The 24,152-nt window shown below is 51.3% G+C and carries 16 protein-coding genes and 1 tRNA gene; 10 read left to right on the top strand and 7 right to left on the bottom strand.

Going from position 1 to position 24,152, the window contains the following annotated elements; genetic code table 11:
- Positions 1-198: 198 nt before the first annotated feature.
- From IEY39_RS09970 to IEY39_RS09990, 5 genes are all read right to left on the bottom strand, one after another.
- Positions 199-2,643, bottom strand: coding sequence for an ABC transporter permease (locus IEY39_RS09970; RefSeq protein ID WP_188931016.1), 2,445 nt, complete (start codon positions 2,641-2,643; stop codon positions 199-201).
- 1,282 nt (positions 2,644-3,925) lie between these two features.
- Entirely contained in the window at positions 3,926-5,017 is a 1,092-nt protein-coding gene (locus IEY39_RS09975; RefSeq protein WP_188931017.1) for a PD-(D/E)XK nuclease family protein, read from the bottom strand.
- A gap of 215 nt (positions 5,018-5,232) precedes the next feature.
- The gene (locus tag IEY39_RS09980; protein WP_188931019.1) at positions 5,233-5,532 is read right to left on the bottom strand and encodes a DUF3892 domain-containing protein; all 300 of its coding nucleotides are present in this window, start codon (positions 5,530-5,532) and stop codon (positions 5,233-5,235) included.
- Between the two features lie 113 nt (positions 5,533-5,645).
- Positions 5,646-6,584 carry a DUF4435 domain-containing protein gene (locus IEY39_RS09985; protein ID WP_188931021.1) on the bottom strand — a complete coding sequence of 313 codons (939 nt, stop codon included), beginning with the start codon at positions 6,582-6,584 and terminating at the stop codon, positions 5,646-5,648.
- 14 nt (positions 6,585-6,598) lie between these two features.
- Positions 6,599-7,981 (bottom strand): AAA family ATPase, encoded by a 1,383-nt coding sequence (locus IEY39_RS09990; protein ID WP_188931023.1) that lies wholly within the window; start codon positions 7,979-7,981, stop codon positions 6,599-6,601.
- A gap of 471 nt (positions 7,982-8,452) precedes the next feature.
- On the opposite strand from IEY39_RS09990, the gene IEY39_RS09995 reads away from it, so the two are divergent.
- Positions 8,453-8,965 carry a hypothetical protein gene (locus tag IEY39_RS09995; RefSeq protein ID WP_188931025.1) on the top strand — a complete coding sequence of 171 codons (513 nt, stop codon included), beginning with the start codon at positions 8,453-8,455 and terminating at the stop codon, positions 8,963-8,965.
- Positions 8,966-8,975: 10 nt separating this feature from the next.
- Here IEY39_RS09995 and IEY39_RS10000 read toward each other — a convergent pair.
- Positions 8,976-9,049, bottom strand: a tRNA-Arg gene (locus IEY39_RS10000).
- A 130-nt stretch (positions 9,050-9,179) separates the two neighbouring features.
- Here IEY39_RS10000 and ung point away from each other — a divergent pair.
- Together ung and IEY39_RS10010 are read left to right on the top strand one after the other, a co-directional pair.
- On the top strand, positions 9,180-9,851 hold the full coding sequence (gene ung / locus IEY39_RS10005) for a uracil-DNA glycosylase (RefSeq protein WP_188931027.1): 672 nt from the start codon (positions 9,180-9,182) through the stop codon (positions 9,849-9,851).
- Positions 9,852-10,000: 149 nt separating this feature from the next.
- Positions 10,001-10,780, top strand: coding sequence for a lysophospholipid acyltransferase family protein (locus tag IEY39_RS10010; RefSeq protein ID WP_188931029.1), 780 nt, complete (start codon positions 10,001-10,003; stop codon positions 10,778-10,780).
- 40 nt (positions 10,781-10,820) lie between these two features.
- Here the strand turns inward: IEY39_RS10010 and IEY39_RS10015 are convergent, their stop codons facing one another.
- On the bottom strand, positions 10,821-13,415 hold the full coding sequence (locus IEY39_RS10015) for a putative LPS assembly protein LptD (RefSeq protein ID WP_229688855.1): 2,595 nt from the start codon (positions 13,413-13,415) through the stop codon (positions 10,821-10,823).
- A 316-nt stretch (positions 13,416-13,731) separates the two neighbouring features.
- Here IEY39_RS10015 and IEY39_RS10020 point away from each other — a divergent pair, with 316 nt between their 5' ends.
- The 7 genes from IEY39_RS10020 to IEY39_RS10050 all read left to right on the top strand — a co-directional run bounded on the left by IEY39_RS10020 (position 13,732) and on the right by IEY39_RS10050 (position 24,138).
- On the top strand, positions 13,732-14,655 hold the full coding sequence (locus IEY39_RS10020; RefSeq protein WP_188931033.1) for an N-acetylmuramoyl-L-alanine amidase family protein: 924 nt from the start codon (positions 13,732-13,734) through the stop codon (positions 14,653-14,655).
- A 62-nt stretch (positions 14,656-14,717) separates the two neighbouring features.
- Entirely contained in the window at positions 14,718-15,662 is a 945-nt protein-coding gene (locus IEY39_RS10025) for an N-acetylmuramoyl-L-alanine amidase family protein (protein ID WP_188931036.1), read from the top strand.
- Positions 15,663-15,727: 65 nt separating this feature from the next.
- Positions 15,728-16,729 (top strand): MlaD family protein, encoded by a 1,002-nt coding sequence (locus IEY39_RS10030; protein ID WP_188931038.1) that lies wholly within the window; start codon positions 15,728-15,730, stop codon positions 16,727-16,729.
- Between the two features lie 2 nt (positions 16,730-16,731).
- A complete protein-coding gene (locus IEY39_RS10035; protein ID WP_188931040.1) occupies positions 16,732-19,320 on the top strand; it encodes an OstA-like protein in 2,589 nt (862 codons plus the stop codon).
- A gap of 58 nt (positions 19,321-19,378) precedes the next feature.
- The gene (locus IEY39_RS10040) at positions 19,379-19,888 is read left to right on the top strand and encodes a hypothetical protein (RefSeq protein WP_188931043.1); all 510 of its coding nucleotides are present in this window, start codon (positions 19,379-19,381) and stop codon (positions 19,886-19,888) included.
- Between the two features lie 219 nt (positions 19,889-20,107).
- Entirely contained in the window at positions 20,108-20,854 is a 747-nt protein-coding gene (locus IEY39_RS10045; protein WP_188931046.1) for a DeoR/GlpR family DNA-binding transcription regulator, read from the top strand.
- A 137-nt stretch (positions 20,855-20,991) separates the two neighbouring features.
- Positions 20,992-24,138, top strand: a complete 3,147-nt coding sequence (locus tag IEY39_RS10050) for a SusC/RagA family TonB-linked outer membrane protein (protein ID WP_188931047.1) — start codon at positions 20,992-20,994, stop codon at positions 24,136-24,138.
- The last annotated feature ends 14 nt before the right edge of the window (positions 24,139-24,152 follow it).

Here is a 24,152-nt window from a genome sequence, read left to right on the forward strand (position 1 = left end):
AAGGCCCCTCAGCTTCGCTGAAGGGCCTTTGTGACCCGGATTGGACACTTTTCGAACCGCTTTCTAAATGATTTAAGGTTAATCGTAGATCTAAGTGATTGATCACCCCGCTCCTGGAACTTCCTTGCGTGGTCACTTTGTTAAACATTTGAGTTTGGCCACTCCGTAAAATAGAAGGACCCGAAAATAATTCGCCGATCATTCGCTGCGGAGGGATTTTATTGGGTTAGCAAGGGCCGCGCGGATGGTCTGAATACTCACCGTCAACAGGGCAATGGCGAGGGCAACGGCGCCGGCCACGAGGAATATCCACCAGCTGATCTCCGTACGATAGGCAAACGTCTCGAGCCATTTGTACATGGCCCACCACGCGGCGGGGAAGGCGATGAGCGCAGCGATCCCGACAAGCATCGTAAAGTCCCTGCTGAGGAGGCCGACGATACCACTGACGCGGGCGCCGAGGACCTTGCGGATGCCGATCTCCTTGGTGCGTTGTTCGGCAGCATAGGTAACGAGGCCGAAGAGACCGAGGCAGGCAATGAGAATGGCGAAGACGGCGAAGGTGATGAAGATCTGGCCGGTCTGCTGCTCGGCGTGATACAATTTATCAAAGTCGTTATCCATGAAGGTGTAGCTGAAGGGCACTCCTTGCTTAGCGGCATGGAACTTACTTTCCACCTGCCGGACGAGACTGAAGGCATCATTCGTGTGGAAGCGGACGGCCATGGTGCTCCAGTTAAACGTGTTGACCAGCATGACAACGGGGTGGATCTTGTCATGCATGGAGTTATAGTTGAAATCCTTTACGACGCCGACGACATGATAGGTGATAGTCTTGTACAGATCATCGTGATTGTAGAGGATCAGATGGAGCGGGTCCTTCACGCCGAGCGTCGCTACGGCGGCCTCATTGAGGAGGATGGCAGTGGAGTCGGTAGGAAATTGCGCGAGGTCGAAGTTGCGGCCTTTGACGATCTGCATGCCGAGGGTGGGAACATAATGGTCGTCGACCCTAAGCGTGGTCATGATGTTCGATTTCCTGGCGTCGAGCGAGGCCTCCCGGAACCAGCCTTCCTGCCAGTACTGATCGCCGCCCACGGTGGGGATGTCCGGGGTGACGGTTGCGTCGGTGACGCCGGCAAGGGTGAGCAGGTTCTTGCGAAGATTGGTTGTGCCATCCCGGCCGAGCGACCAGGTATCATGGATGACGAGTACCTGATCCCGATTGAAGCCGACTTCCTTATTTCGAATATAGTGCAGCTGGCGATAGATGACGAGGGTGCTGACGATGAGGCCAATAGAAATAAAAAATTGAAAGACCACCAGGCTGCTACGAAGCCAGCTGCTCTTGAAGCCTGCGGCAATCTTTCCTTTCAATACTTGAATCGGCTGAAAGGAGGAAAGGTAGAAGGCGGGGTAGCTGCCGGCGAGACAGCCGACCAGCAGCACCAGCAGGATGAGGATGGCCAGAAACCGGCCGCTGAAGAGCACGTCGGGATGGAGCGATTTGCCGGCAAGCTGATTGAACATCGGCAGCAGCAGGACAGCGATGCTAAGGGCGAGGACGAGGGAGAAGAGACTGAGCAGAATGGACTCGGTGAGGAACTGGAGGATAAGGTGTCCTTTTGTCGAGCCGGCGACCTTGCGGATACCCACTTCCTTGGCGCGGTTCGCCGAGCGGGCAGTGCTGAGGTTCATGAAGTTGACGCAGGCGATCAGGAGGATGAGCACGGCGATGACGGAAAAGATGTATACATACTGGATATTGCTGTTGGCTTCGAACTCACCAGACTTATTGGAATGGAGGTGCACGTCGGTGAGGGGGAAGATGCGGCACCGGAAATGATTACCCGCTTTCTCGAGGTCGGCGCCCGAAACGCGGAACATTCTCTGGAGGGCCGGGTAAATATGGAGGTTGACGACTTCGTCTACATCCTTCTGGGCCTCGGCTCGCGTGGTGCCGGGTTGGACAAGGATATAGGTATAATAAGCATTACTTACCCAGTCGTTGTCGGCGGGGTCATTGAAGGAGTAGGCTTCGCGGATGGGGCGAATGAAGCTGAAATGGAACTGAGACTGTTCCGGCATGTCCCGGATGACCCCGGTGATCTTGAGGGGTGTATTGGCACTACCTACCTCCAGTGTGCGGCCGATGACATCGGTGCTGTTGAAATAGCGGCGGGCGGCACTTTCATCGATCACGATGGAATGAGGGTTGTTGAGGGCGGTATTTGGGTCGCCGGCGATCATGGGCAGCGTGAAGACCTTGAAGATCGTCGAGTCGGCGAAGGTGAAGCGATGGTCGAGGACGTGGTCGTTGCCCTTCCTCACCAGCTGATCGCCTGGGTTGCGGAATCGGACCATCTGCTGGATCTTCGGATAGGAAGCGACGATCGTGGGGCCGAAATATTTGGAGGTGGTGACAGCGTCGTACTGGGTGTTATTCAAGTAGATATCCTCATCGATCCGATAGATGCGATCGGCGTTGACGTTGTAGCGGTCGTAACTGAGCTCATCGGTGACGTACAGGACGATCAGCAGACAGACGCCGAGGCCGGCAGCGAGACCGATGATGTTGAGGGCGGTAAAGCCCTTGCTTTTCCTGAGGCTGCGGAAGGCAATCTTGAGATAGTTGCGGAACATGGGATGGTCGGTTTTATTACGAGTAAGGCGGCCAAATCATCAGTATGGTCCCAAAAGAGTGCCGGGTTTATAAAGTCTTGAAGACCATTCTTCTGTCAAGGCCTGTGAGAGACAACGATGTTCGGTTTCGATACAGTAATCGTGCAGGAACGAGCATCGGCAGGGTATGCGGGGAATTTGTAAAATGCAGTGGATTCCAAGCCTTGAATGACAAACACCTACGGTTCGACGAATCTCACAGAATGAGTAGGCATGTATGTTATAAAAATGATTGGACATCCAATTAGTGGACGGATACAGTTGGCAGAAAGCTGTATCGAACCAAAAAACCCGCTGCCAGAGCGGGTCTTAAAGCGTGGAGATGAAAAAGTGACCCGGATTGGACACTTTTCAAACCGTTTTTTACCGATTTGAGGTTCGTTGCTGAATTAACGTGTTGACATTCAGTAGCCCCTTTGGAATTTTCTTGTTAAACAACTGGGTGGTCCCATCGCGGTGAGATGGAAATGCCGGTTTCCCCGACCTCCAGCTACAAGAATTAGAGCTACCAATTGAATTGCTCGACTATCGAAGCCTCTCAATTGGTGGAGGACTTTTTGATTCTATATTAAAATCGTATATAGGGTTGTACACATTGATGGGGATAATTCATACAATGGAAAGTGTACTCTTCCGTTACATTTGTAGAGCTTTTGCAAGGCATTTGTAGAGCTTTTGTAAAACAAAAAAGGGGAAACTTTGGTATTTGCCGTGGTTTGGGATTGGAGCCCTTCCCCCGTTGTAGACAAAATCGTAGTTTCGCCCTCTCATAGCCGCTTCCAGATCTCACCCAGGGGCGGCTTACTCCTTTTGGGAAAGGAGCTAACTCAAAAATACTATAACGAAACAAAGAAATTAGCGCAGGTTATCCACGCAGTGTGCAATATTACTGTGCATATATATGAAACACGTTGCCGGTATTGAGTTACAGCCAATCATTTGCAATTGGCCGCCCAATTGACCATCCGGTATGCCACCCAATATGCCAATCAAGTAGGAGAGGAAGAAGAGAGAGCAGCTTAAAGGATGTGACGAATAGTCTTTTCGAGAAAAAAAGCCCCGGTAATGCAGGGCTCCATAAACGTTATGTAAAAAATGGGGGGAATGTCTTCAAACTGTACGTTGAATCATGTCCGCGTTTAAAAGTGATCTGGGCGGAACTAAGTGCTTGAATTACTTTAATTTGTAATTGCTTGGGTAATGCGCTATGAGAAAATTATTTAAAACATGACGTTCTCTAACGTTAAATCATCCTTAGCTCTTCAATGATATTATGCATCGACCTTGTACTACCAAAATATACATGCGAATTGATTTCATCTAAGAGATTGCCGGAAGGATGTTCAAAACTTAGTACTCCCTGTAGCGTGAGTCTTTTTCGAAAAACTTGGATATATTCATTAAAAACGCTATTTGAAAAGTGATACCTGATACGGAATAGGAAATATAAGATCCATTCTTTGGGAAGAGCCTTATTTATTTGATCCGTAAGTTCGTATATATCTGAATAGCTTTTTTGCTGGATTTTAGGCGTCTTTTCAATTTCTGACTCTAGCCTTGCCATTTTTTCTTCAACCTTTTTATATTCCCTAGTGAAGTCTTCAATTTGCTTATTCCCCCTTTCATAAAATTCTTTTCGAATTTCTCTTCTATTTCTAAAACAAGCAGATCGTTGGTGTCGATATATTCCATACCCCGAAATTTGCAAACCGCACTCAGGGCATTTCCAGGCTTTTCTCGACTTTGTTAATCTGCAATCCAAATCTAATTCCTTGGCTAATTCTAAAAAACGATCTACGGAACACTTGTTATTTGCACAAATATTTTTTTCTAAAAAGGATACAAATTCTGACCATGTCATTGCTTTAAATGAAATTTTCGTTTTCTCAATATTGACGTTATGCCTAGGAGAAATCAGGCAAAGTGCTTTTTTTGCAGTTGGGTTATTTTCTAAATTACTTAAATATTTTTCCAGTTGGTTAGGGTCCGTTGTTGCTGCTACTTTGAGTTCAATTATTAGATAAAATAAATTGCTGTCAGTAATTCGAAGATCATATATTGAATTTTTACCAGAACAATGTGATTTTATGTTGACCTTTGTGTTGCAATTTGTTTCAATATTGAAAAATTCCATTAAGAAACTCTGAAGGATAATGAAGTTGTCAATGAAGAATTCCTCGAGTACAAGGGTTATGAAATCTTCGTGCCTTTTCCTCTTCTCATTTGAGCCACAGCGAAGAAGTTTAACAAGAAAATCTGTTCGTTTATCTTGCATAGTCATAGCCTCGCAAATGTTTTTAGTTTTTCGATGATCTTCAGCCGTCTTTCCTTTCATATTTTAAAGAATGTCACTTATTTTCTTTCTGTTACTACTGGTTCCAGCTTTCATGTATCCGTTTTGGTCAGCCTCTCTCAAATGTACATCTCCAATGTTATCAAAAACTTCATAGTGAATTTTATTGGCTGAATGCTGAAAGATGTCATCCAGGTGCATAATTTGAATGTGGCAGTAAGTTGAAGGGTTTAAATATTCCAGAGACGACCTTTCAGTTATAGTGAACCTGCGCATGGGCCAAGGTTCAATAGGTTGTCGGCCGTTGATTGGTCTTTGGCTGTTTTTACAAACTTGGTTCCTTGGTCTGTCTGAGCGCGTGTCAAATAGGCTCTAACGCCAAAAGGATCAACAACGTAGGCCTGACCGCCTTGTTCGAGGAATTCATAGATTTGTAATCTTGTCGACAACCCAGATACTTTCGTTTCTTCGTTTATCCAACCTAAATCCGTGATAGCCGTATGTTGATTTTCGTAAAATCCAGTACCTTTCCTAATACAAGTAATTCTAACTGCCATATCTATTAATTGTATCAAAAGTAATTCATACCTGTCAAAATAGTGAAAAATCAAATACGGTCCTAATATACACAAATAAACTAATATATATATCTTGCTACCATTACACTTGTCTAAGCAATTTTTGTCCCCTGAACACTAAAGCCAGTCAAATACTCGATCAAGCATTGTGTAGTTGAAGCATATTGGCTGAACTCTCCCATCATATTCTTTTTGCTATGGTTCAATTTAAACCCGGGCTTTTTTTCGAGCCTGCTCGCGTCCTTTTTCGCATATTCTATCTTAATGCCTTCCAGGAAATCGAATAAGAAATCGACTTCAAATTTTCCACGGAAAGTTTGTTGCGGCGAACTCTTGGTCAACGCGGCTATTTTCTTTTGAATTTCTTGTTCTTGTAATTTGACAGCCGACGGAAACAAGGCTTCAAGCGAGTTTAGGTCATAATTGGATTCAATCTTATCGAGATTTATCGTCTGGACGATCTTTTTTAATGAAAAATCATCAAGATTGAGGCGGGTTGCCCCCGAATTACTATTTGAATAATCCCGTTGGCAGGCGAGCCACGCATTAAAATAGGCAGTTGCTCTATGGAATTCGTCTTGCCTTTCTTTAAATGCTTTTGTAAGAAAAGCCCATTCGGGATCGTCCTCAAGGTAGTTGAATTCAGCCTTCAAAATCCGAACGAACGCTTCGTAAGTAGTGTAAAAATTTTCAACTGAATAGACAGGAGTTTCGTAAATCCCTTGGCCGTTTGGGTAAGGTTCGTCAAAATCGCGATCAATAAAATACAAAAACTTTATGCTTGAGTATTCCTGTTTTTCTTTGAAAAGTCGATACAGTCGCAAGACCTCTATCTTTCCACCGCAATGGAACGGAATAATCTCTTCGGGAGAGTACCCAGTCCGCATTTCTATCCTATTAAAGTAATATTTTGCGTCATCCCCTTCAAAACAACAAAATAGACTGTTTGGGTATTGTTCTTTCATTCGGGTGATCTTTGTGAATATGACGGTTGCTCCCTTTCGACTTTCTCGCAATTCTTCAACATTCATAATAGTGATGCGGTTTAGGAGTTATTTTCTTGAGTGGGGTTTATGTATGACACGTATTTGTTCATTTCTTCGGCAAAAGAATCCAGGTCATTGTCGAAAATAAAAGGAGAATGCGTGACGGATAAGAGAAGTTTGCATTTCTTGGATTTCAAAATATCTGGCAATAGTTTTCTCTGCCATTCGAGGGACAAAGACAACTCGGGTTCATCGAAAAGAACGATAAGGTTCTCTGCCTTGTTAAAGATTATTTTGCTGAACATTGATATAATTTGCTTCTCTCCGGATGAAAGGTTTCGCAATTCAATGCTTTGGTCACTGTTTTGGTTCACGATGTCAATCGTGACCTTGCTTTCATTGTAAATCACTTTTTTTCCGGTCAGGTAACTATTGCAGGTTGATTCGAATGCTTTTATCGCGTTATCCAAGTCTTTTTGCTGGTCGTAGGCTTTAACCAGTTTGGACAAGAAGTTCAGTAAATACCTGTAATTGTCCGACTGAAAAACCTCTCCAGACTTAATTAGGTCCAATATCCTCGTTTTATTTTCGTCCGTAATATTTGGGCCAACACGTTCCAGGATTATTTTAAGCAATTTAGGATCGAGTCTTTCTTTTATGTCACTGTCAAGTTGGGGAGGGCCTTCGAGGTACTGGCTTAACATTTCGCCAGTGATCTCGGAAAATCCCAAGATCGCGGAGTTTTTTATGACTTCCAGAACTTCAGTGAATGTGTTACTGACGTCGTCCATTCCAAACTGGATGAGACGTTTATCGTCCTGGGGAATATTAATGTCGTTGACCGATCCAAGTTTGTGCAACTCTTCTTCGATTCGTCGATATGTTGGAAAATATAGGATATCGGCATCAAGTTCCTTAGCGATCACTCTCCGGGCTTCATCCAGTTTGCCGGACTTCCCGGAAAACATGTACTGAAGGTGGCGTCTGATAAAGGAACTGGGGTAGTGTAACTGACTGCCAAGTCTGGATACGATTTCATTGAAATCAGAATGGCTGATCTTTTTGCCTGATTCAAGATTAAATGAGATGAATTCGTGCTCCCGTTCTGTTAAATTCTTTTGTATATAATCAGAGACAAGCAGCTCTTGTCTATTCCTATGCAAATCTTCTTCGTTTGAAAAAACTAAGTCATCTTTTTCGATGGTTATATTTTTGCCGCTATTAAATTCGACAGAGATGCTTTTGAACTCTAATGTTCGTAACTTATTAAAACGACCAGTCAACGTATAATAGAGAGCGTTTAGGACTGACGTCTTGCCGATTCCGTTCTCACCAATTAGAACCCTGAACTTCTGGTCGAAGTTTAAATGAATGTTGCGGTCTCCAAATAGTGCCTCGATTCTAAAATACTTGATATTATGTTCTTTCGTCAGTGGATCCATTCCGAATATTCTTTTCTGTTCGTTAGAGAGCGGCAATATAACAAGTGCATGCCTATTGGAAAACCGTTTTTTCACCTATTTGTTGTGCGAAAGACAGATTTTGGGCTTGATGACTGGAAAGAATCCTGCGCCGGCGTCGGATGTTTATTTCTCAAACTGGTGATTTGCAAATATTTAAGATCGTTGGGTGTCTTGACAGAGTTACAGACAAAATTGTGAAGCTATAATAAACGCCCCTTTCGACCTTGTCAACTTGAGAGTTTCGCACTAAACATACTAGCAATTCGTTTGCATTTTGAACTTGATCTTTTGGTCTGGCGTAGGTGAGAATTTCCGTTACATTCCGTTCTCCCCATGTGCTGAATACTCCTTACAAGGTCAGAACAAAAAGCCAAGCGGAAAGATATTAGGTCACTCGCCGAACAGATCGACTCGGCGGGTAATGATATCGTCAGGGGGCGGCAATTGCTGTTGAAGGAAGAAATAGACGCCCAGGATTTCCGGGAGATCAAGAGGGAAAATGAAAGGAAGATCGAAAGGCTGGAGGCCCGGCTAATCGAGGTTTCCAGTCTCTCCGCCAACATAGAACCCCTGCTGGAAAAAGCCGTTTCGAATCTGGCCCACCTGGACGAACTATATCAAGACGGGGATACAAAGCGGAAGCGAACGATCATTGGTTCGATTTATCCTGAAAAACTCACTTTTGACGGTTTTCAATATCGAACCACGCGCGTCAATGAAGCGGTTGAGTTAATATACACGCTGGACGCGGGTTTCAGCCAAAAAGAAACAGGACAAACCAAAGAAGATTTTGACTTGTCCTGTTTGGTGACCCGGGCGGGATTAGCTCCGCTGATCCCAGCGCCCTGCGAGGGCCTTACCCAACGACCCCAGCACCTGTCGGCGCTGCGGCTTTTTCATTTGTCCGCTCACACGAGTAAACTCGCGCCGCTCCCAAACGAAAAAACCCCTCAGCAGAGCTGAGGGGTCGTTGTGACCCGGGCGGGATTCAAACCCACGACCACCTGCTTAGAAGGCAGGAGCTCTATTCAGCTGAGCTACCGGGTCGAATAACCTCCGAGGACAACTTAGGACAGCCCTCAGCGGCCGGCAAAAATAAAAAATTTCCCCTTCCTCGCCAAACCGTTTTGCATCCCGGGTTTTACCTACCTTCGACCAAAACCATTCACCACTATCTATGGACGTAAAGATCGAAGAAAGCTGGAAAGAAGTCCTCAAACAGGAATTCAACAAACCCTATTTTCTCCAGATCGTCACCCACCTCAAGACGGAAAGAATCTCCGGCAAAACCATCTACCCGCCCGGCAGCCTCATCTTCAACGCCTTCAACACCACCCCCTTCGATAAGGTCAAGATCGTCCTCCTCGGGCAGGATCCCTATCATGGCCCCGGCCAGGCGATGGGACTCAGCTTCTCCGTCCCCAAAGGCATCCCCCAGCCCCCATCCCTCGTCAATATATTTAAAGAACTGCACCAGGACATCGGCATGCCCATCCCCAACAATGGCGACCTTACCCCCTGGGCCGAACAAGGCGTCCTCCTGCTCAATGCCTCCCTCACCGTCCGTGCCAACGAACCCATGAGCCACGCCAAGATCGGCTGGGCAGAATTCACCGACGCCGTCATCTCCAAGGTCTCAGCGCTAAAAGAGCACACCGTCTTTCTGCTGTGGGGCAAGTTCGCCCAGGAAAAGCAAGCCCTCGTCGACGAAACCAAACACCTCGTGCTGAAAGCCGCCCACCCCTCCCCCTTCTCGGTGGACAAAGGCTTCTTCGGCTGCCGGCACTTCTCCAAGGCCAACGCCTGGCTCGTAAAAAACGGCATCGACCCCACCGACTGGATGCTCTAGCACAAGACCGGTCTTTGGGCTTTCCCCGCCGCCGCAAACCAAAGCTATGCGGCGGGTCGGGCTCTACGCTATAGTCCTCGCCTTCGGCTCCGGGCTGCCGCTCCGATCCCTAACGCAACCCAATAACTAACTATCCCCTAAATTGCAGCATGAATCAATCAGCGAAGGGCACCCCCCCGTCCCCCCTCTGGTCCATCCTCGGTCCCCTATGGGCCATCTGGGTCATCGCCCTCTTCACTATCACCATGCTACTATTCTTACCGTTCTTCCTCCTCTTTAGTTATTTCCGTCCCGATCCGCAAAAGACCACTTTCTTCGCCCGAATGGCCCGCGTCTGGATGGGCGTCTTCCTCCCCCTCGCCGGCACCCCCCTGCGCGTCCGCGGCCGCGAAAAATTCGCACCCGGCCAGCCCTACATCGTCGTCTGCAACCATAACGCACTCCTCGACGTCCCCATCTCCTACCCAGGCATCCCCGGCGGCAACAAAACCATCGCCAAGATCGAAATGGCCCGCATCCCCATCTTCGGCATGATGTACCGCACCGGCAGCGTCCTCGTCGATCGCAAAAGCGAAAACTCCCGCCGCGAAAGCTTTACAAAAATGAAAGAAGCCCTCGACATGGGGCTTCATATGTGCATCTATCCCGAAGGCACCCGTAACAAAACGACCGACCCCCTCAAATCCTTCCACGACGGCGCCTTCCGCCTGGCCCTCAACACTGGCAATCCCATCCTCCCCGCCATCATCTTCAACACCCGCAAAGTGATGCCCCCTGGCAGATCGTTCTACTTCCATCCCCATCGCCTCTACATGCACTTCCTCGACCCCATCACCCCTCAACCGGATGATACCGTCGAATCGCTAAAACAACGGGTATTCGACATCATGTGGAAATACTACGTCGCCGGCCCGAACGCTCAACGCTGACCCCCGGCCCACACCAACACTGACCCGGCCCCAAACGCCCTTATTCATTGTAGAAATACTTCGTCCGGTTGATCCGCAGGTCCTGCAATATCCCAGCCTTAGGACTAATCGTAATATTGAAATAATGGCTATAGCCGACAGGCGTCACATTGATCGTCATCTGCCAGCAATGCATATCGCGCGAGATATTCGTCGTTATCGACTGCAACTTCTGATACTTCAGGTCATAATACCCGTTGAGCCCGATCTTCCACTTGTCCGTCAGGTTGAAATCCCCGCTGAAGTTCAAGCTCGACGTAATGTTCGTCTGAAACCCGGAATAGTCCGGCTTCTCCGACTTCGTAAAATTGAACGCCATTGACAGGTTCAACGACCAGGGAATATTGAAATCGGCAAACTGCCCGGCGTTGTGCTGGATATAGTTCAGCTGCGCCTGCTGCTCCTCCATCGTCATCGGCATCTGGTTCTGCTGCAGCTGCTGCTTCTGCTGCTCCAGCTTGGCATCCTTCGGCTTGCTCTTGAAGGTGGTGGAGATCGCCAGGTTGCCGGAGGTGATCCGCCCCAGCGAGAAGCTCTTTCCCTGCCACGCATACTTATTCCTGTCGAAACCAAAAGTGTCGGTCTGGTACGGATCGAGCGAAGCCCCGCCGGTGATGTTGATGCTGTTCCACAGCGTGCTCCGGAAATAGAAGGTAATCGGTGACAGCTTGAACGAATCAGCCAGGTAGTTATAGCTTCCATTAAACCCAAAACCATCGATGATCGTCGTCTTCTTCACCCCGGTGCTGCTCGTGTCCGATTTGCTCCGGGTCTTTATCTCGATATGGTTGTCCAATCCAAAGGATATCCCGCCAAAGCGCCCCTCGCCAAAAGGCCCATACGTCGATCCGTCGAAATACGACACCCGCTGCACATGCGAGATCTTCGTCGCCCCCGCCGCCGTATCATAAGGCGTCGTCAGGTTATAATAATAGGGCCCCGACATATCGGGCTTATAGCTGATACTGACGGTAGGCCGGATAACGTGCCGGATACCCATTAGTTTGCTGTATTTGCCAAACCCCTGGAAGGTTCCAAAGATAGCCGTCGCGAGACTCAGGCTAAAGGACATATCGTTGGCATAAAAGATCCCCTTCTGGATGCCGGCAGTATCCACCCTGTTGGTCACCGGGTCATACTTGCGAAACAGCTTCCGCGAATACAGCCGGTTCTGGAAGCTGATACCTGGCGACACCTGAACTGCCCCCTTCAAAGGAAGGGCCAGCGTCAACGGGATACTGTTCTGCGCCCCCCACTGGAAGGTATCGGTGAGGCGCTTGAGACTAAACAGCGAGTCATAAAAGCTCGCCCCGCCGGCGATCGTAGTGTTAAGCCCCACCCCAAATTTCTCATACCACTTGGGCGCTCCTACAAAGGTGGTCCTGGCAAAGGGATAGATCGTCGGCGCTGTAAAAGCGATATTGGGCATGCTCACGTTCACGATCCTTGTAGAATTGTTCTGGTTGTGGGTACCGCTCACCGTCAGGTTATAGGTATTCTTGCCGACCCAGGTCTTGGAATAGGTCACCGAAGAGCTCAGCTGGTTGGTATAGTTCGCCGTCGGGTTGTTCAGCAGATATTGGTTGTATTTGGTCGAAGCCACATTCACATTGGCGTTGAAATTCGTCCCCGGCCTCGCCTTCTGGTCCATCTGGTGGCTCCAGTTGAAGCTAAACGTCTTGGACGTTGTGTAAGCATCCTTGCCGGCAGTCGCCAATAACTTCGTATTCTGCAGCGCAAAATTCATGGTTCCGCTAAAATGGTATCTGACCCGGTATTCGGGGCTCACATAGAGGTTCCATCCCCCATAAGAGTAGAGGTTCGTGCGGAAGATCGCATCGAAGTTGTCGCTAAACACCTTGTAATACCCCAGCCCTTCCAGCCCCAGACCTGCCTGATCGTTGGCAGTGAATTGCGGCGGCAACAAGCCCGAATGACGCCCCTGCGACAAAGGAAAAAAGCCAAACGGGATGTATATCGGCAACGGCACACCCTCGAATTCAGGATGTATCGGCCCCGTAATGGCGAACTTCTTGTTGATGATCTTCATCTTATTCGTCCGGAAGGCAAAGTGCGGCGTATCCAGGTTACAGGTGGTAAAGATACCCTTCCATCCGAAATACTCCTCCGGCGTCATCTTCTTCATCTTCTCCGCATGCACGAACATCTCGCCCGAATTGGTGATCGTATTATGTGTGATCCCCTTCTGGGTTTTGATATTATAGACGATCGAGTCGGAGGTCATCGTATTGTCTGTCTGAACCATTTTGGGAATGCCCACGGGCTTGCCGGCCGTATCTACTGTAGGATGTGCTATCACCACATTCCGGTCCTGGTCATATACAATATGGTCGGCGGTGAGGTCCGCATCCTTATACTTCGCCTCGGCATTGGTATAAAGCGTGATGTTGCGGGTAGGGATGATCATGACGATCGAGTCGGAAGCCTTATAGTCGATGTTGGCCTCCAGCGTATCCTTGGATATCTTATATTCCGGAGTGTCGCTCCGCCTGGCCGAGAGCAGGGAGTCCGCCAGCCGTAAGACCGTGTCCTTCTCCGTCGTCACATCGTTCAATGGGGCCCGGGAGGGTAACACCGCCCGCGGCAGTATCGAATCAGGGCCAAGACGGGGCCGCGGTTTGCTCGTGTCGGCTCCGGTGATACCCCTGCCAGATGTTAGGATTTTGCAAAAACGGACGACACCCGGATAATTTGCTGGACTATTGAACGTTACTGAAAAGAATAAAGCAGTAAAAATCAATGTCAGTAAATATTTTGAGCTAATTTTGCGTCCGTTATTGTTCATACGTATATAGAAAAAACGAATAGATCGCGGCGTGCGGTGACAAAAATAGCCATATCTCCCATAAGATTATGTGAAGATTAAAGGGAATTGGCAAAATAACATAACTATGATCAAAAAGACGGCCACTTTGTTAACGCTCTGTGGAATTGCTGTTGGAATCACGTCTTTTGTCCCGATGCCACCGCCGCAAATGCCATTGCTCCGTACCATTGTCATCGATCCGGGTCACGGTGGATTCGATCCCGGTTGTCACGGATTGATCGCAAAAGAAAAAGATATCGCTCTGGCCATTTCCCTTCAACTGGGGAAAGACCTGCAGCAAGCTTATCCCGGTCTGCATATCGTCTATACCCGAACGACCGATATCATGCCCGGCAACAAGCCCACCCTGCAGGAAGGTATCCGCTACCGTGCGGAACTGGCCAATCGATCAGGCGGCGATCTCTTCATCTGCATACATTGCAACTCCTCGGGCAAACCTGCGGGTAGCTATCCGGTAAAAAGGCTGGTCCGCTATCGATCGGTTGGCAGAGGTGCTCATAAAAGATCCGTCCCGGTATACAAGACCACCTGGGTGAAGAACACCGTCCGTGGCTCGGCGTGTTACATCTGGAAGGCCGACCGCGGCGGATTCAAAGGCGACGCCATCAACCAGCGGGAGTCGCTGATCCATGGCGAGAACATGGGCGACAGCACGGGTACGGCCATCGACCTTACCTCCCCGGAGGCCAGGATGCGGGCGCTGCTCTATGAAAAAAAATATTTTGCCAACAGCGCCTTATTTGGCAGCTTCGTTGAAAAGGAGTTTGTTAAAATGGGACGCCGCAGCGAGGGCCTGGTTCAGCGGCAGGAAGGCATCGGGGTGTTACAGGCGACAGGCATGCCCAGCGTTCTCATCGAGACGGGCTACCTCACCAATCGGGAGGAAGAACGCTATCTTGCCAGCCGTAAAGGCCAGGCGGAAGTCGCCCGAAACATCGCCACCGCCTTCCGGCATTATAAGGATGCGGTGGAAGGCAATGGGAAATAGGTCCCTCGACGCTAACTATGAAATAGAAGTGCCGCCTTGGCGGTTCGCAATACGAGAAGAGAATGAAATGGTATAAACTATCGACTACGATCCTGTTGGGCGGGCTCTACACCGCCCTTACTTCATTTAACGCTGGCGGCCCCAAACCGCCGCATCAGCGTGCAGCCGTTCGCACCATCATCATCGACCCCGGTCATGGTGGCTTCGACACCGGCACAAAAGGCCTCCACATCTCGGAGAAAGAAGTGGCCCTGGATATTGGCCTGAAATTAGGCAAACTCATCTCTGACACCTGGCCCGATATCAAGATCGTCTATACCCGGACGACAGACGAAATGCCCGGCGGCGGTTCGACCATCGCCTCCGGCCTCAACTACCGCGCCGATCTGGCCAACCGGTCGAGGGGTGACCTGTTCATCGCCATTCACTGCGACAACGACGGCCATCCCGCCGGTGCTTTCACGGTCCGCAGACTCGTCGGCCATAAATATGTAGGTAAAGGCAAACATCGTCATCGGGTGGCCATCTATGAAAGCTATGAGGGCCACCATACCCGAAAGGGCACGGAGACCTTCATCTGGAAGGCCGACCGCAGTGGCTTCAAAGGCGACGCCATCAATGACAGAGGCGCAGGTGAATTCACTGACAGCACCGGGGAACCTCAGTCCGACAGCCTCGCCTTCGACGTCAGTTCGCCCGAGGCAAGGATCAGGGCCCAGCTCTATGAAAAGAAATACTTCGCCAATAGTGCCCTCTTCGCCACCCTGGTGGAAGATGAGTTCGCAAAAGCCGGTCGCGAGAGCGAGGGCGTCTTCCAACGCGACGTAGGCATCCGGGTCCTCCAGGCAACGGGCATGCCCAGCGTCCTGATAGAAACAGGCTTCCTCTCCAACGTAGACGAGGAACAATACCTGATGAGCGACGAAGGTCAGGACGAGGTAGCAAAGAATATAATGGACGCACTCCGGCGGTATAAGGCCACCCTGGAGAACCACGCCACAAATTAAAGTTAAACCCGGTCAGCAGGCTGTTTCACAGTCTGTTGATCCGGTAAATACTCTATATTTGTCCAATGAAAATTTCTAACGAAACTAAGATCGGTGTCCTGGCCGTCGTGGCCCTGGCCGCACTGATCCTCGGCTTTAACTTTCTCAAAGGCAACAGCCTATTCCAACATACCAAAAAGCTCTATGCCGTCTTCGACAACGTCGAAGGGCTGGAAGTCTCCAACGCCGTGCAGATCAACGGCCTGCAGATCGGCAACATCACCTCCATCAACGAGTCGGATAAAGACCTCTCCCAGGGCGTCGTCGTAACCATCTCGCTGAAAAAGGACGTCCATATCCCCGACAACTCCGTCGCCTCTATCAACTCCGGCCTCATCAGTTCCGCCTCCATCGTCATCGATAGAGGCAGCAGCGACAAATTCCTGGACAACGGCGACACCATCGAAACGAAAAGGAAGATCAACCTCTTTTCCCAGGTGCAATCGAGCGTCAACCCCGTCATCTTAAAACTGGGTGGTACCCTCACCTCCCTGGACAGCCTCATCGAGGTCATCGGCACCATGTTCGACCCCAGACTGAAAAACAATTTCAGCTCCATCATCACCAATCTCGCCGCATCTTCGGCCGAACTGCAAAAGTTGCTCAACGCCCAGTCGGGCGCCCTGGCCCAGTCCCTCCGGAATGTAAACGAATTCACCGGCAACCTTGCAAAGAACAACGACCACGTTACGCATACCCTTGAGAACGTCGATAAAACCACCGCTAATCTTGCCGCCGCCAAAATACCCGAGACCGTCCAAAGCCTGCAGTCCACCATGAACGAATTGAAGAACGTCCTCGACAAAGTGAACAGCACCAACGGCTCGATGGGTATGCTGCTCAACGACAAACGGCTTTACAACAACCTCGAAGCCTCTACCCGCAGCCTCAACACCCTGCTGGACGACTTCCGTGTCCACCCCAAACGCTATGTGAATATCTCTGTATTCGGTAAAAAGGACAAGACCGGACCGCTGATGTCACCCATCATCGACTCCACGTCCACGTCGAAACCCGTCAATAAGTAAGGATGAAGCCAGGTATTGTCGTAGCCGCCCTCCTGGGCTGTTTCCTGCTGAGCACCGGTGCCCGGGCACAGATGGGCAAGGTTGAATTCCGGTCGCCCGCCAATGACAGCGTAAAGGTGGTCGACATCCTCAACAGCGATCAATACCGGTACGCACAATACGATTCCAATAGCATCACCACTCTTGTGGGACATGTTGCCATCCGCCAGGAGAAGACGATCATTTACTGTGATAGCCTGAACATGTTCCCTGCGAAGAACTATATCGAGTGCTTCAACAACGTACACATCAACGATAATGACTCGGTTAACATCTATTCCGACCACATGGTCTATTATGTGGCTGATAAGATGGTCAATTTCGATAAGAATGTAAAGCTCACCGATGGAAAAGGTATTCTAACCACTAATTGGCTCACTTATGATCTCAGGCAGCATGTCGGAACCTACAACAACGGCGGGAAGATCGTCAACAAGGAATCCGTCCTCACCAGCGACGACGGCGTCTATTACGAGGATACAAAGGATATCCACTTCCATAACCATGTCCTTCTGCGCGACCCTCAATACGACCTCACCGCCGACTCCCTGCTTTACAACACCCAGACCCAGGTCTCTACGTTTATTACCGAAACCTTTATCCAATTCAAGGACAGCAGCAAGCGCACCGTGCGCACCCGGGACGGCTACTATGATCTTGCCAACAAAAAGGCCCAGTTCGGCAAGCGTCCCATCATGACGGAAGGCAGCCAGAAACTCACGGGTGACAGCGTCCGCATGGATGATAGTACGGGGCTGGCCACGGCCGTCGGCAACGCCATCTACACCGACACCACCCAGGGGGTAAAGCTGCTGGCCAACTACATGATCAATGACAAGAAAAAGAACACTTTTCTGGCGACCCAGCGGCCGCTGATGATCCTCAAGCAGGAGAAAGGAGACTCCCTCTATGTCACCGCCGACACCCTGATGTCCCTCCGGCTTGTGGACTTCGAGGCCCAGCAGAAGCGGCTGGCCCATGACGACAGCCTGCACCGGATATATGTCGACAGCCTGGAAAAGGTACAGGCCGATAGCGTCCACAAGGCCGCCCTCGAAAAAGCGATCCGTGACTCCATTGCGGCAGCCCACGCCCCCGCAGGCGATACGACGGTGAACCAGCAGGTAAAAGACCTCAGTGACAGCCTTCAAGGCGCACAGAGCGACAGCATGAAGCTGGCCCTCGACAGCCTCCACCGCATACAGGCCGCCGATACTACGGGTGGGAAGAATGCCGGACGAGCGGACACCACCGGCAAGAAACACCCGGGGCTAACCGACACTACCGGGTCCGGCCGGACCCGGGGGGGCGCCGACAGCGTAAAAGCCGCCCGCCCCCCTACCGAAAAGGAGCTCCGGCGACAACAACGCGCAAAAGAAAAGGCGGCCCGGCAGGCCATCAAGGATTCTATAGCCGAAGTCAAGGAACAGATCCACGAACGCGCCGACAGCGTAAAAGCCCGGCAGAAAGCCATAAAGGACAGTCTTACCATCCGGCAGCAGGATATTGCTGATAGTATTGCCGAGGTCAAGTCCAAAGAGCGGGCCCGAAAACGGTTCGTCGCCGACAGTATCCGGCAGGCGGTCGTCAACGATAGCCTCAAGGTGGTGGCCCATACCGACAGCGTCCGGCATGCCAACCTCATCGACAGCCTCGTGCGGGTGGGCCTCGTCGACAGCGCCAATGCTATCCGACGACAGGATAGTATAAAATTAGCGGCCCGAACGCGACGACCGCCGCCAAAAGATACCGTCGAAGCCCCCCTGCCGGGTCATGAAGCCGACTCCATCGGGCGTATTGCTACAAAGGATACGACCCTGCGCTTTGTCATTGGCTTCCATCATGTCCGCATCTTCTCGGATTCGTTGCAGGCCGTGGCCGACAGTCTGTATTATTCGTCAAAGGACTCCATCTTCCGGCTCTTCTATAACCCCATTGCCTGGGGCAGCGGTAATTACCAGATCACCGGCGACACCATGTATGTCTATACGAAGAACAAAAAGGCCCAGCGGCTCTATGTCTTCGAAAATGCCCTGGCTATAAACAGGGTGGGTAAACAATTCTACAACCAGCTGAAAGGCACGACTATTAATGCCTTCTTCAAGGGAGGGGAGGTAGACTATCTCCGCGCCAAAGGCAATTCGGAAAGCATCTATTATGTCACTGATGACAAGAAAGCCTACACCGGGGTCAATAAGGCCCATGCCGACATTATCGATATGATCTTCGCCCAGAAGTTCGACTCCGTAGGTAAGCCCAACGGCAAAGAGCTCAACCGGGTGGTGCTGCGCAACGATGCCGCAGGAACGATGTATCCATTTAAACACGTCAATTTCGATGACATGATCCTGCGCGGCTTCAAGTGGTATGAAGACCGGCGTCCCAAGAGCAAGAAAGAGCTGTATGAAGAGGTGAAGCGCAAGCAGGAGGAAGACTTTGACGACACCCTGACCCCCACCGCAGCGCCGGCCCCTGCACCGCCTTCTGTACCCCCTGTGGCGGCGCCCCCTGCTAAATCTCAGGTTAAACCTTCCACTTTAAGAAACTTCTAACACCTGTTAGTCAATATTGCCGCCTCCGGCGGCGTTCCTCGATAATAAAAAGACATCTATGCGCACCATCACCCGCATCACCTTCTGCGTGATCCTACTGCTGGTCGTCAGCAGCCGCACGAATCGTCTGTCCGCACAGGATTACAAATTGGCGATGGGCATCCGGTTTAGTTCGGCCTCCCCTACCCTCAACAACTCCGTCAGCGTAAAATACTTCCTCGATGAAACAAATGCGGTGGAAGGGCTCATCTCATTCGGCACCGGCTTTGGCGTCGGCGGGCTTTACGAACGTCACCAGTTGATCGGCGCCGTCCCCGCCTTCACCTGGTTCTATGGTGTCGGCGGCTATGTCGGCTGGCGCAATAACAATACTACCCACATCGGTCCCACCGGCGCCATCGGCCTCGACTACAAGTTCGCCAATGCCCCTGTCAACCTCTCCCTCGACTGGCAGCCCGAGCTCGACCTCGCCCCCAACATCGACTTCATCCCCGACGCCTTCGGCATCACCGTCCGCTACACCTTCGCCAGACAAACCGCAAAAACCAGCACCAGCCCCACCCCCTAAAAAACTCCCCCACACCTCCCCACCCACGCGCCGGGGCCCCACACCCCTCGCCCCACCACGACCCGGCCCAGCGGAGCAACCGGCCGACAACTCCAACCCCGACGCCCCATTCCCGCACCTTCCCGCACCAAACTTGCGTGATTTTGCAAATTTTAATCCCCATCTGCGTTTTTTTGCAGCTTTTTAGCTTACTTTAGGCCGCCAATAACCAAAACAAACATGCTCAAACCAGAGAGACAGGCCTACATTCTCCACCAGGTGAACCTTCACAACCAGGTGCTCTCGGCCAACCTAAGCCAGCAACTGGACGTCTCCGAAGACACCATCCGCCGCGATCTCCAGGAGCTTGCCGACAACCAAAAACTCATAAAAGTACATGGGGGCGCCTTATCCCTCTCCTTCAACGACCACGGCCCCGCCACTCCCATCTACGCCCATACGCAGAAAAAGCTCATCGCCCGCAAAGCCGCCTCCCTTATCCAGAACGACATGTTCATCACCACCACCGGCGGCACCACCCTTATCGAGCTCGCCCGTACCCTACCCAAAGACCTCAAAGCAACCTTCATCTCCGGCAGCCTGCCCGTAGCCCTCGAATACTGCCACCACCCCCTCATCGACGTGATCCTCATCGGCGACAAAGTATCGAAAAACTCCCGCATCACCGTCGGCGGCGAAGCCATCGCCCGCATCCGCCAGATAAAAGCAGATATCTGCTTCCTTGGCGTCAATGCCATCGACATCCAGCACGGCATCACCGACAACGACTGGGAAGTGGTACAGGTAAAAAAAGCCATGATCGAATCCGCTCAGAAGGTCATCTGTCTCACCATCTCCGAGAAGATCGACTCCTTCCAGCCCTTTCATGTCTGCCCTGTCGAAGAGCTCGACATGCTCATCACCGAGCTGCCCCCCGATGACCCCATGCTCGAACCCTATCGTCAAAAAGGAATTGAAATATTTTAAATCCGTCCCTATTCGAAAACCCTTTCCGTCCCCAACGTCGCTGCAAACCTATTCCTGGCCCCCCCTCTGAAACAGAACGAACATGCCTGCCATGTGCGCTTTTCATCCAACACGTCAAACAAACAAAACTAACACTCATGCGAAATTTGCTACGACCTGTATGCTGCGCCCTCGCACTCGTCTGCAGCCTCCTCGCTTTCGCGCAGGATCAGACGATAACCGGTACGGTGCGTGACCCCAGGGATAACACCCCGCTCGCAGGCGCAACCATTGTCAACAAACGCACAAAAAAGGCTGTCCTCACCAACGACGACGGGCATTTTACCGCTATCGCCCGGTCGGGTGACGTCCTCATTGTCTCCCACATCGGCCGCAAAACCGCCCTGCTCACCGTTGGAGCCGCCACGTCCTACGCCGTTCAGCTGGAAATAGAGACCAGCGAGATAGGTGAAGCCGTCGTCACCGCGATGGACATCAAGCGCAACCCGCGGGAATTAGGGTATTCGGTACAGACCGTTGCCGGCTCAACCATTGCGGCAACGCAGCGGGAGAACTTCATCACCTCCCTGCAAGGCCGGGTCTCCGGCCTCACCATCACCGCCACCGGCGGCCAGGCTGGCGCCTCAGCCTCCATCGTCCTGCGTGGATTCAATACGCTTGGCGGAACCAACCAACCGCTCTTCGTCGTGGACGGTATCATCATTGATAATACCACCTTCAACGAGAACTCCTACGGTGGCACGGGCGTGGGTGTCGCTGCCGACCTGCCCAATCGCAACAACGACTATACCAACCGCATCGCCGATCTCAACCCCAACGATATCGAATCGCTCACCGTGCTCAAAGGCCCCGAAGCCACCGCGCTCTATGGCAGCCAGGCCTCCAATGGCGCCATCGTTATCGTGACGCGGAAACCAAAGGCCAACGGACATTTATCATTGGCGTACGACAATAATTTCCGCACCCAAAAGATCACCCGGTTCGCTGCCGTCGACAACGGCTATGGTCCCGGCACCAGCAACGGTATCCCTACCCTCCCGCCCCTCGTCGGTCAGTTCACCTCCTTCGGACCGGCTTGGCCGGCTGGCACCCAGCTCTATGACAACCTGCATAATTTCTTCCGCACTGGATTCTCGCAGACCCATAACCTCGCCACGGAATTCGGATTCAAGAACAGCGGGTTCCGCATCTCCGGCTCCTATTTCACCGACGAAGGCGTGGTCCCGCACAATACCTATCTGCGGGACAATATCCGCATCGTCAACAGTACGAAGATTGGCAAATACGTAGACATCAATCCCTCCATTGAGTACATCCATTCCAACAACCTGAAGCCGGTAAAAGGCGCTTCCGGCTACCTGGAGGACCTCTACTCCTGGCCCGCCAATTATGATATCCGCAACTACCAGACGGCTGCCGGCGCCAAGATGATTCTGTTTCAGAGTAATGTCAACGCCGACTATGACAATCCTTTGTGGAGCGCCAAAAACAACAAATCCCGTGACGTCACCGACCGGGTCATCGCTACCCTGGGCATCGACATCCACCCCTTCTCCTGGCTCAGCCTGGCCGGTCGCTTTGGCTATGACACCTACGAACAGGATGGCTACCTGTTCACCCACCCGGAAAGTTACCTGCTCTCCGCATCCACCGGCGGCAGCCTGGATAACTACTATCACCGGTATAACGGCTACAACCATACGATCACGGCTACGGCCCACAAAAAATTCGGCAACTTCAACACCCGGTTACTGGTAGGTACTATGTGGCAGGACCTCGAGACCAAGGCCTGGGATGTCTATGGCACCCATCTGAAGGACTCAGCCAGCACGGATAGCAGCAACACCCTCGCCAGCAGCCGCATCCGGCTGCTCCGCAACCAGCAGGGCCTGCCCAACCTGCAGATCACGCGGGAAATAGCTTATTTTGGCGAACTGTCCATTAGTTGGCGCGATCTCATCTACCTCACTTACAGCCATCGCTTCGAATCCGCCTCGCCTCTGCCTGCACAGAACAGGAATTACAACTATCCTGCCGCAAGCCTTAGCGCGATTATGTCGGACATCATCCCGGCCATAAAAAATAACAACATAGTCAATTACTGGAAACTGCGCGGAAGCGTCGCCGGCACGGCCCGGCTCAACGACCCCTATTCCAACCAGTCGTTCTTCGTCAACAACCTGGCAACCCAGTACATCCCCTCCTTTGGCTATGGCTATACCAACGCCAACCCCTACCTCCAGCCCGAACGGCAAAGGACATTTGAATTAGGCACCGAGCTACGCCTGCTCAACAACGCCATCAGCCTGGAAGGCGCGTATTACAATACCTATTGTTACAACCAGATCGCGCAGCAATATCGCGCAAGTTACGCCACGGGTTACATCCTCAACACCGAGAATGCGGCCTCGACCCGCAACCAGGGCGTCGAGCTTACTGTAAGCGTCACCCCGATAAAAAAGACCGATTTTGCCTGGGACATCCAGTTCAACTTCAACCACATGTGGAGCAAGGTCCTCACCCTGCCTGCTTCTATCGGGATACTCAACGACTATTATAACTCGGATACCTATTTTTCGGGTAACGTCCGGGCTGGTCTCATCAGGGGCCACTCCACCGGCACCATCACCGGCTTCAACTACCTGAAGAACAACGCTGGCCAGATCCTCATCGATCCGGGTAGTGGCGTCGCCATCCAGCAACAGCTCAACTACTCCATCGGCGACCGCACTCCCAAATTTACGCTGGGAACCGTCAATAACTTCCGTTACAAAAACTGGAATCTGAGTTTCCTGTGGGATTTGAAGGTGGGTGGCGACATCTACAACGGAACAGACTATTTCCTCACACAGATTGGCAAGAGCGCCCGTACGAGCAATCGGATGAAACCTATCATCGTCAAAGGCGTGCTCAACGATGGTTACCAGAACACCGCCCATCCGACGCAAAACAACATCGTGATCACCCCGTACTTCAACAGCTTCTATTATACCAATCTGCCGGACGTAGAATTCGTCCAGCACAATGTGAATTGGCTGCGGCTGCGGGATATCACGATCAGCTATCGCTTGCCCGAAACTGTTACCAAGAGGGTGAATGGGATGAAAAGCCTTAGCGTCTTCGCCACGGCCAACAACCTGGTCATGCTCACCAACTACGCAGGCGCCGACCCGGATGTCCAGGGCAACAACCCCGGTACCAGGGGCGTAGGTTCTTATGGCATGGACTTCGGCAGTCCGGCAACGCCTGTCAGCATGAGCCTTGGCTTACGGGCCAGTTTCTAAATTATGTGTGCATG

This window comes from Puia dinghuensis (assembly GCF_014642875.1).
In the GTDB taxonomy this organism is placed as follows: Bacteria; Bacteroidota; Bacteroidia; order Chitinophagales; family Chitinophagaceae; genus Puia; species Puia dinghuensis.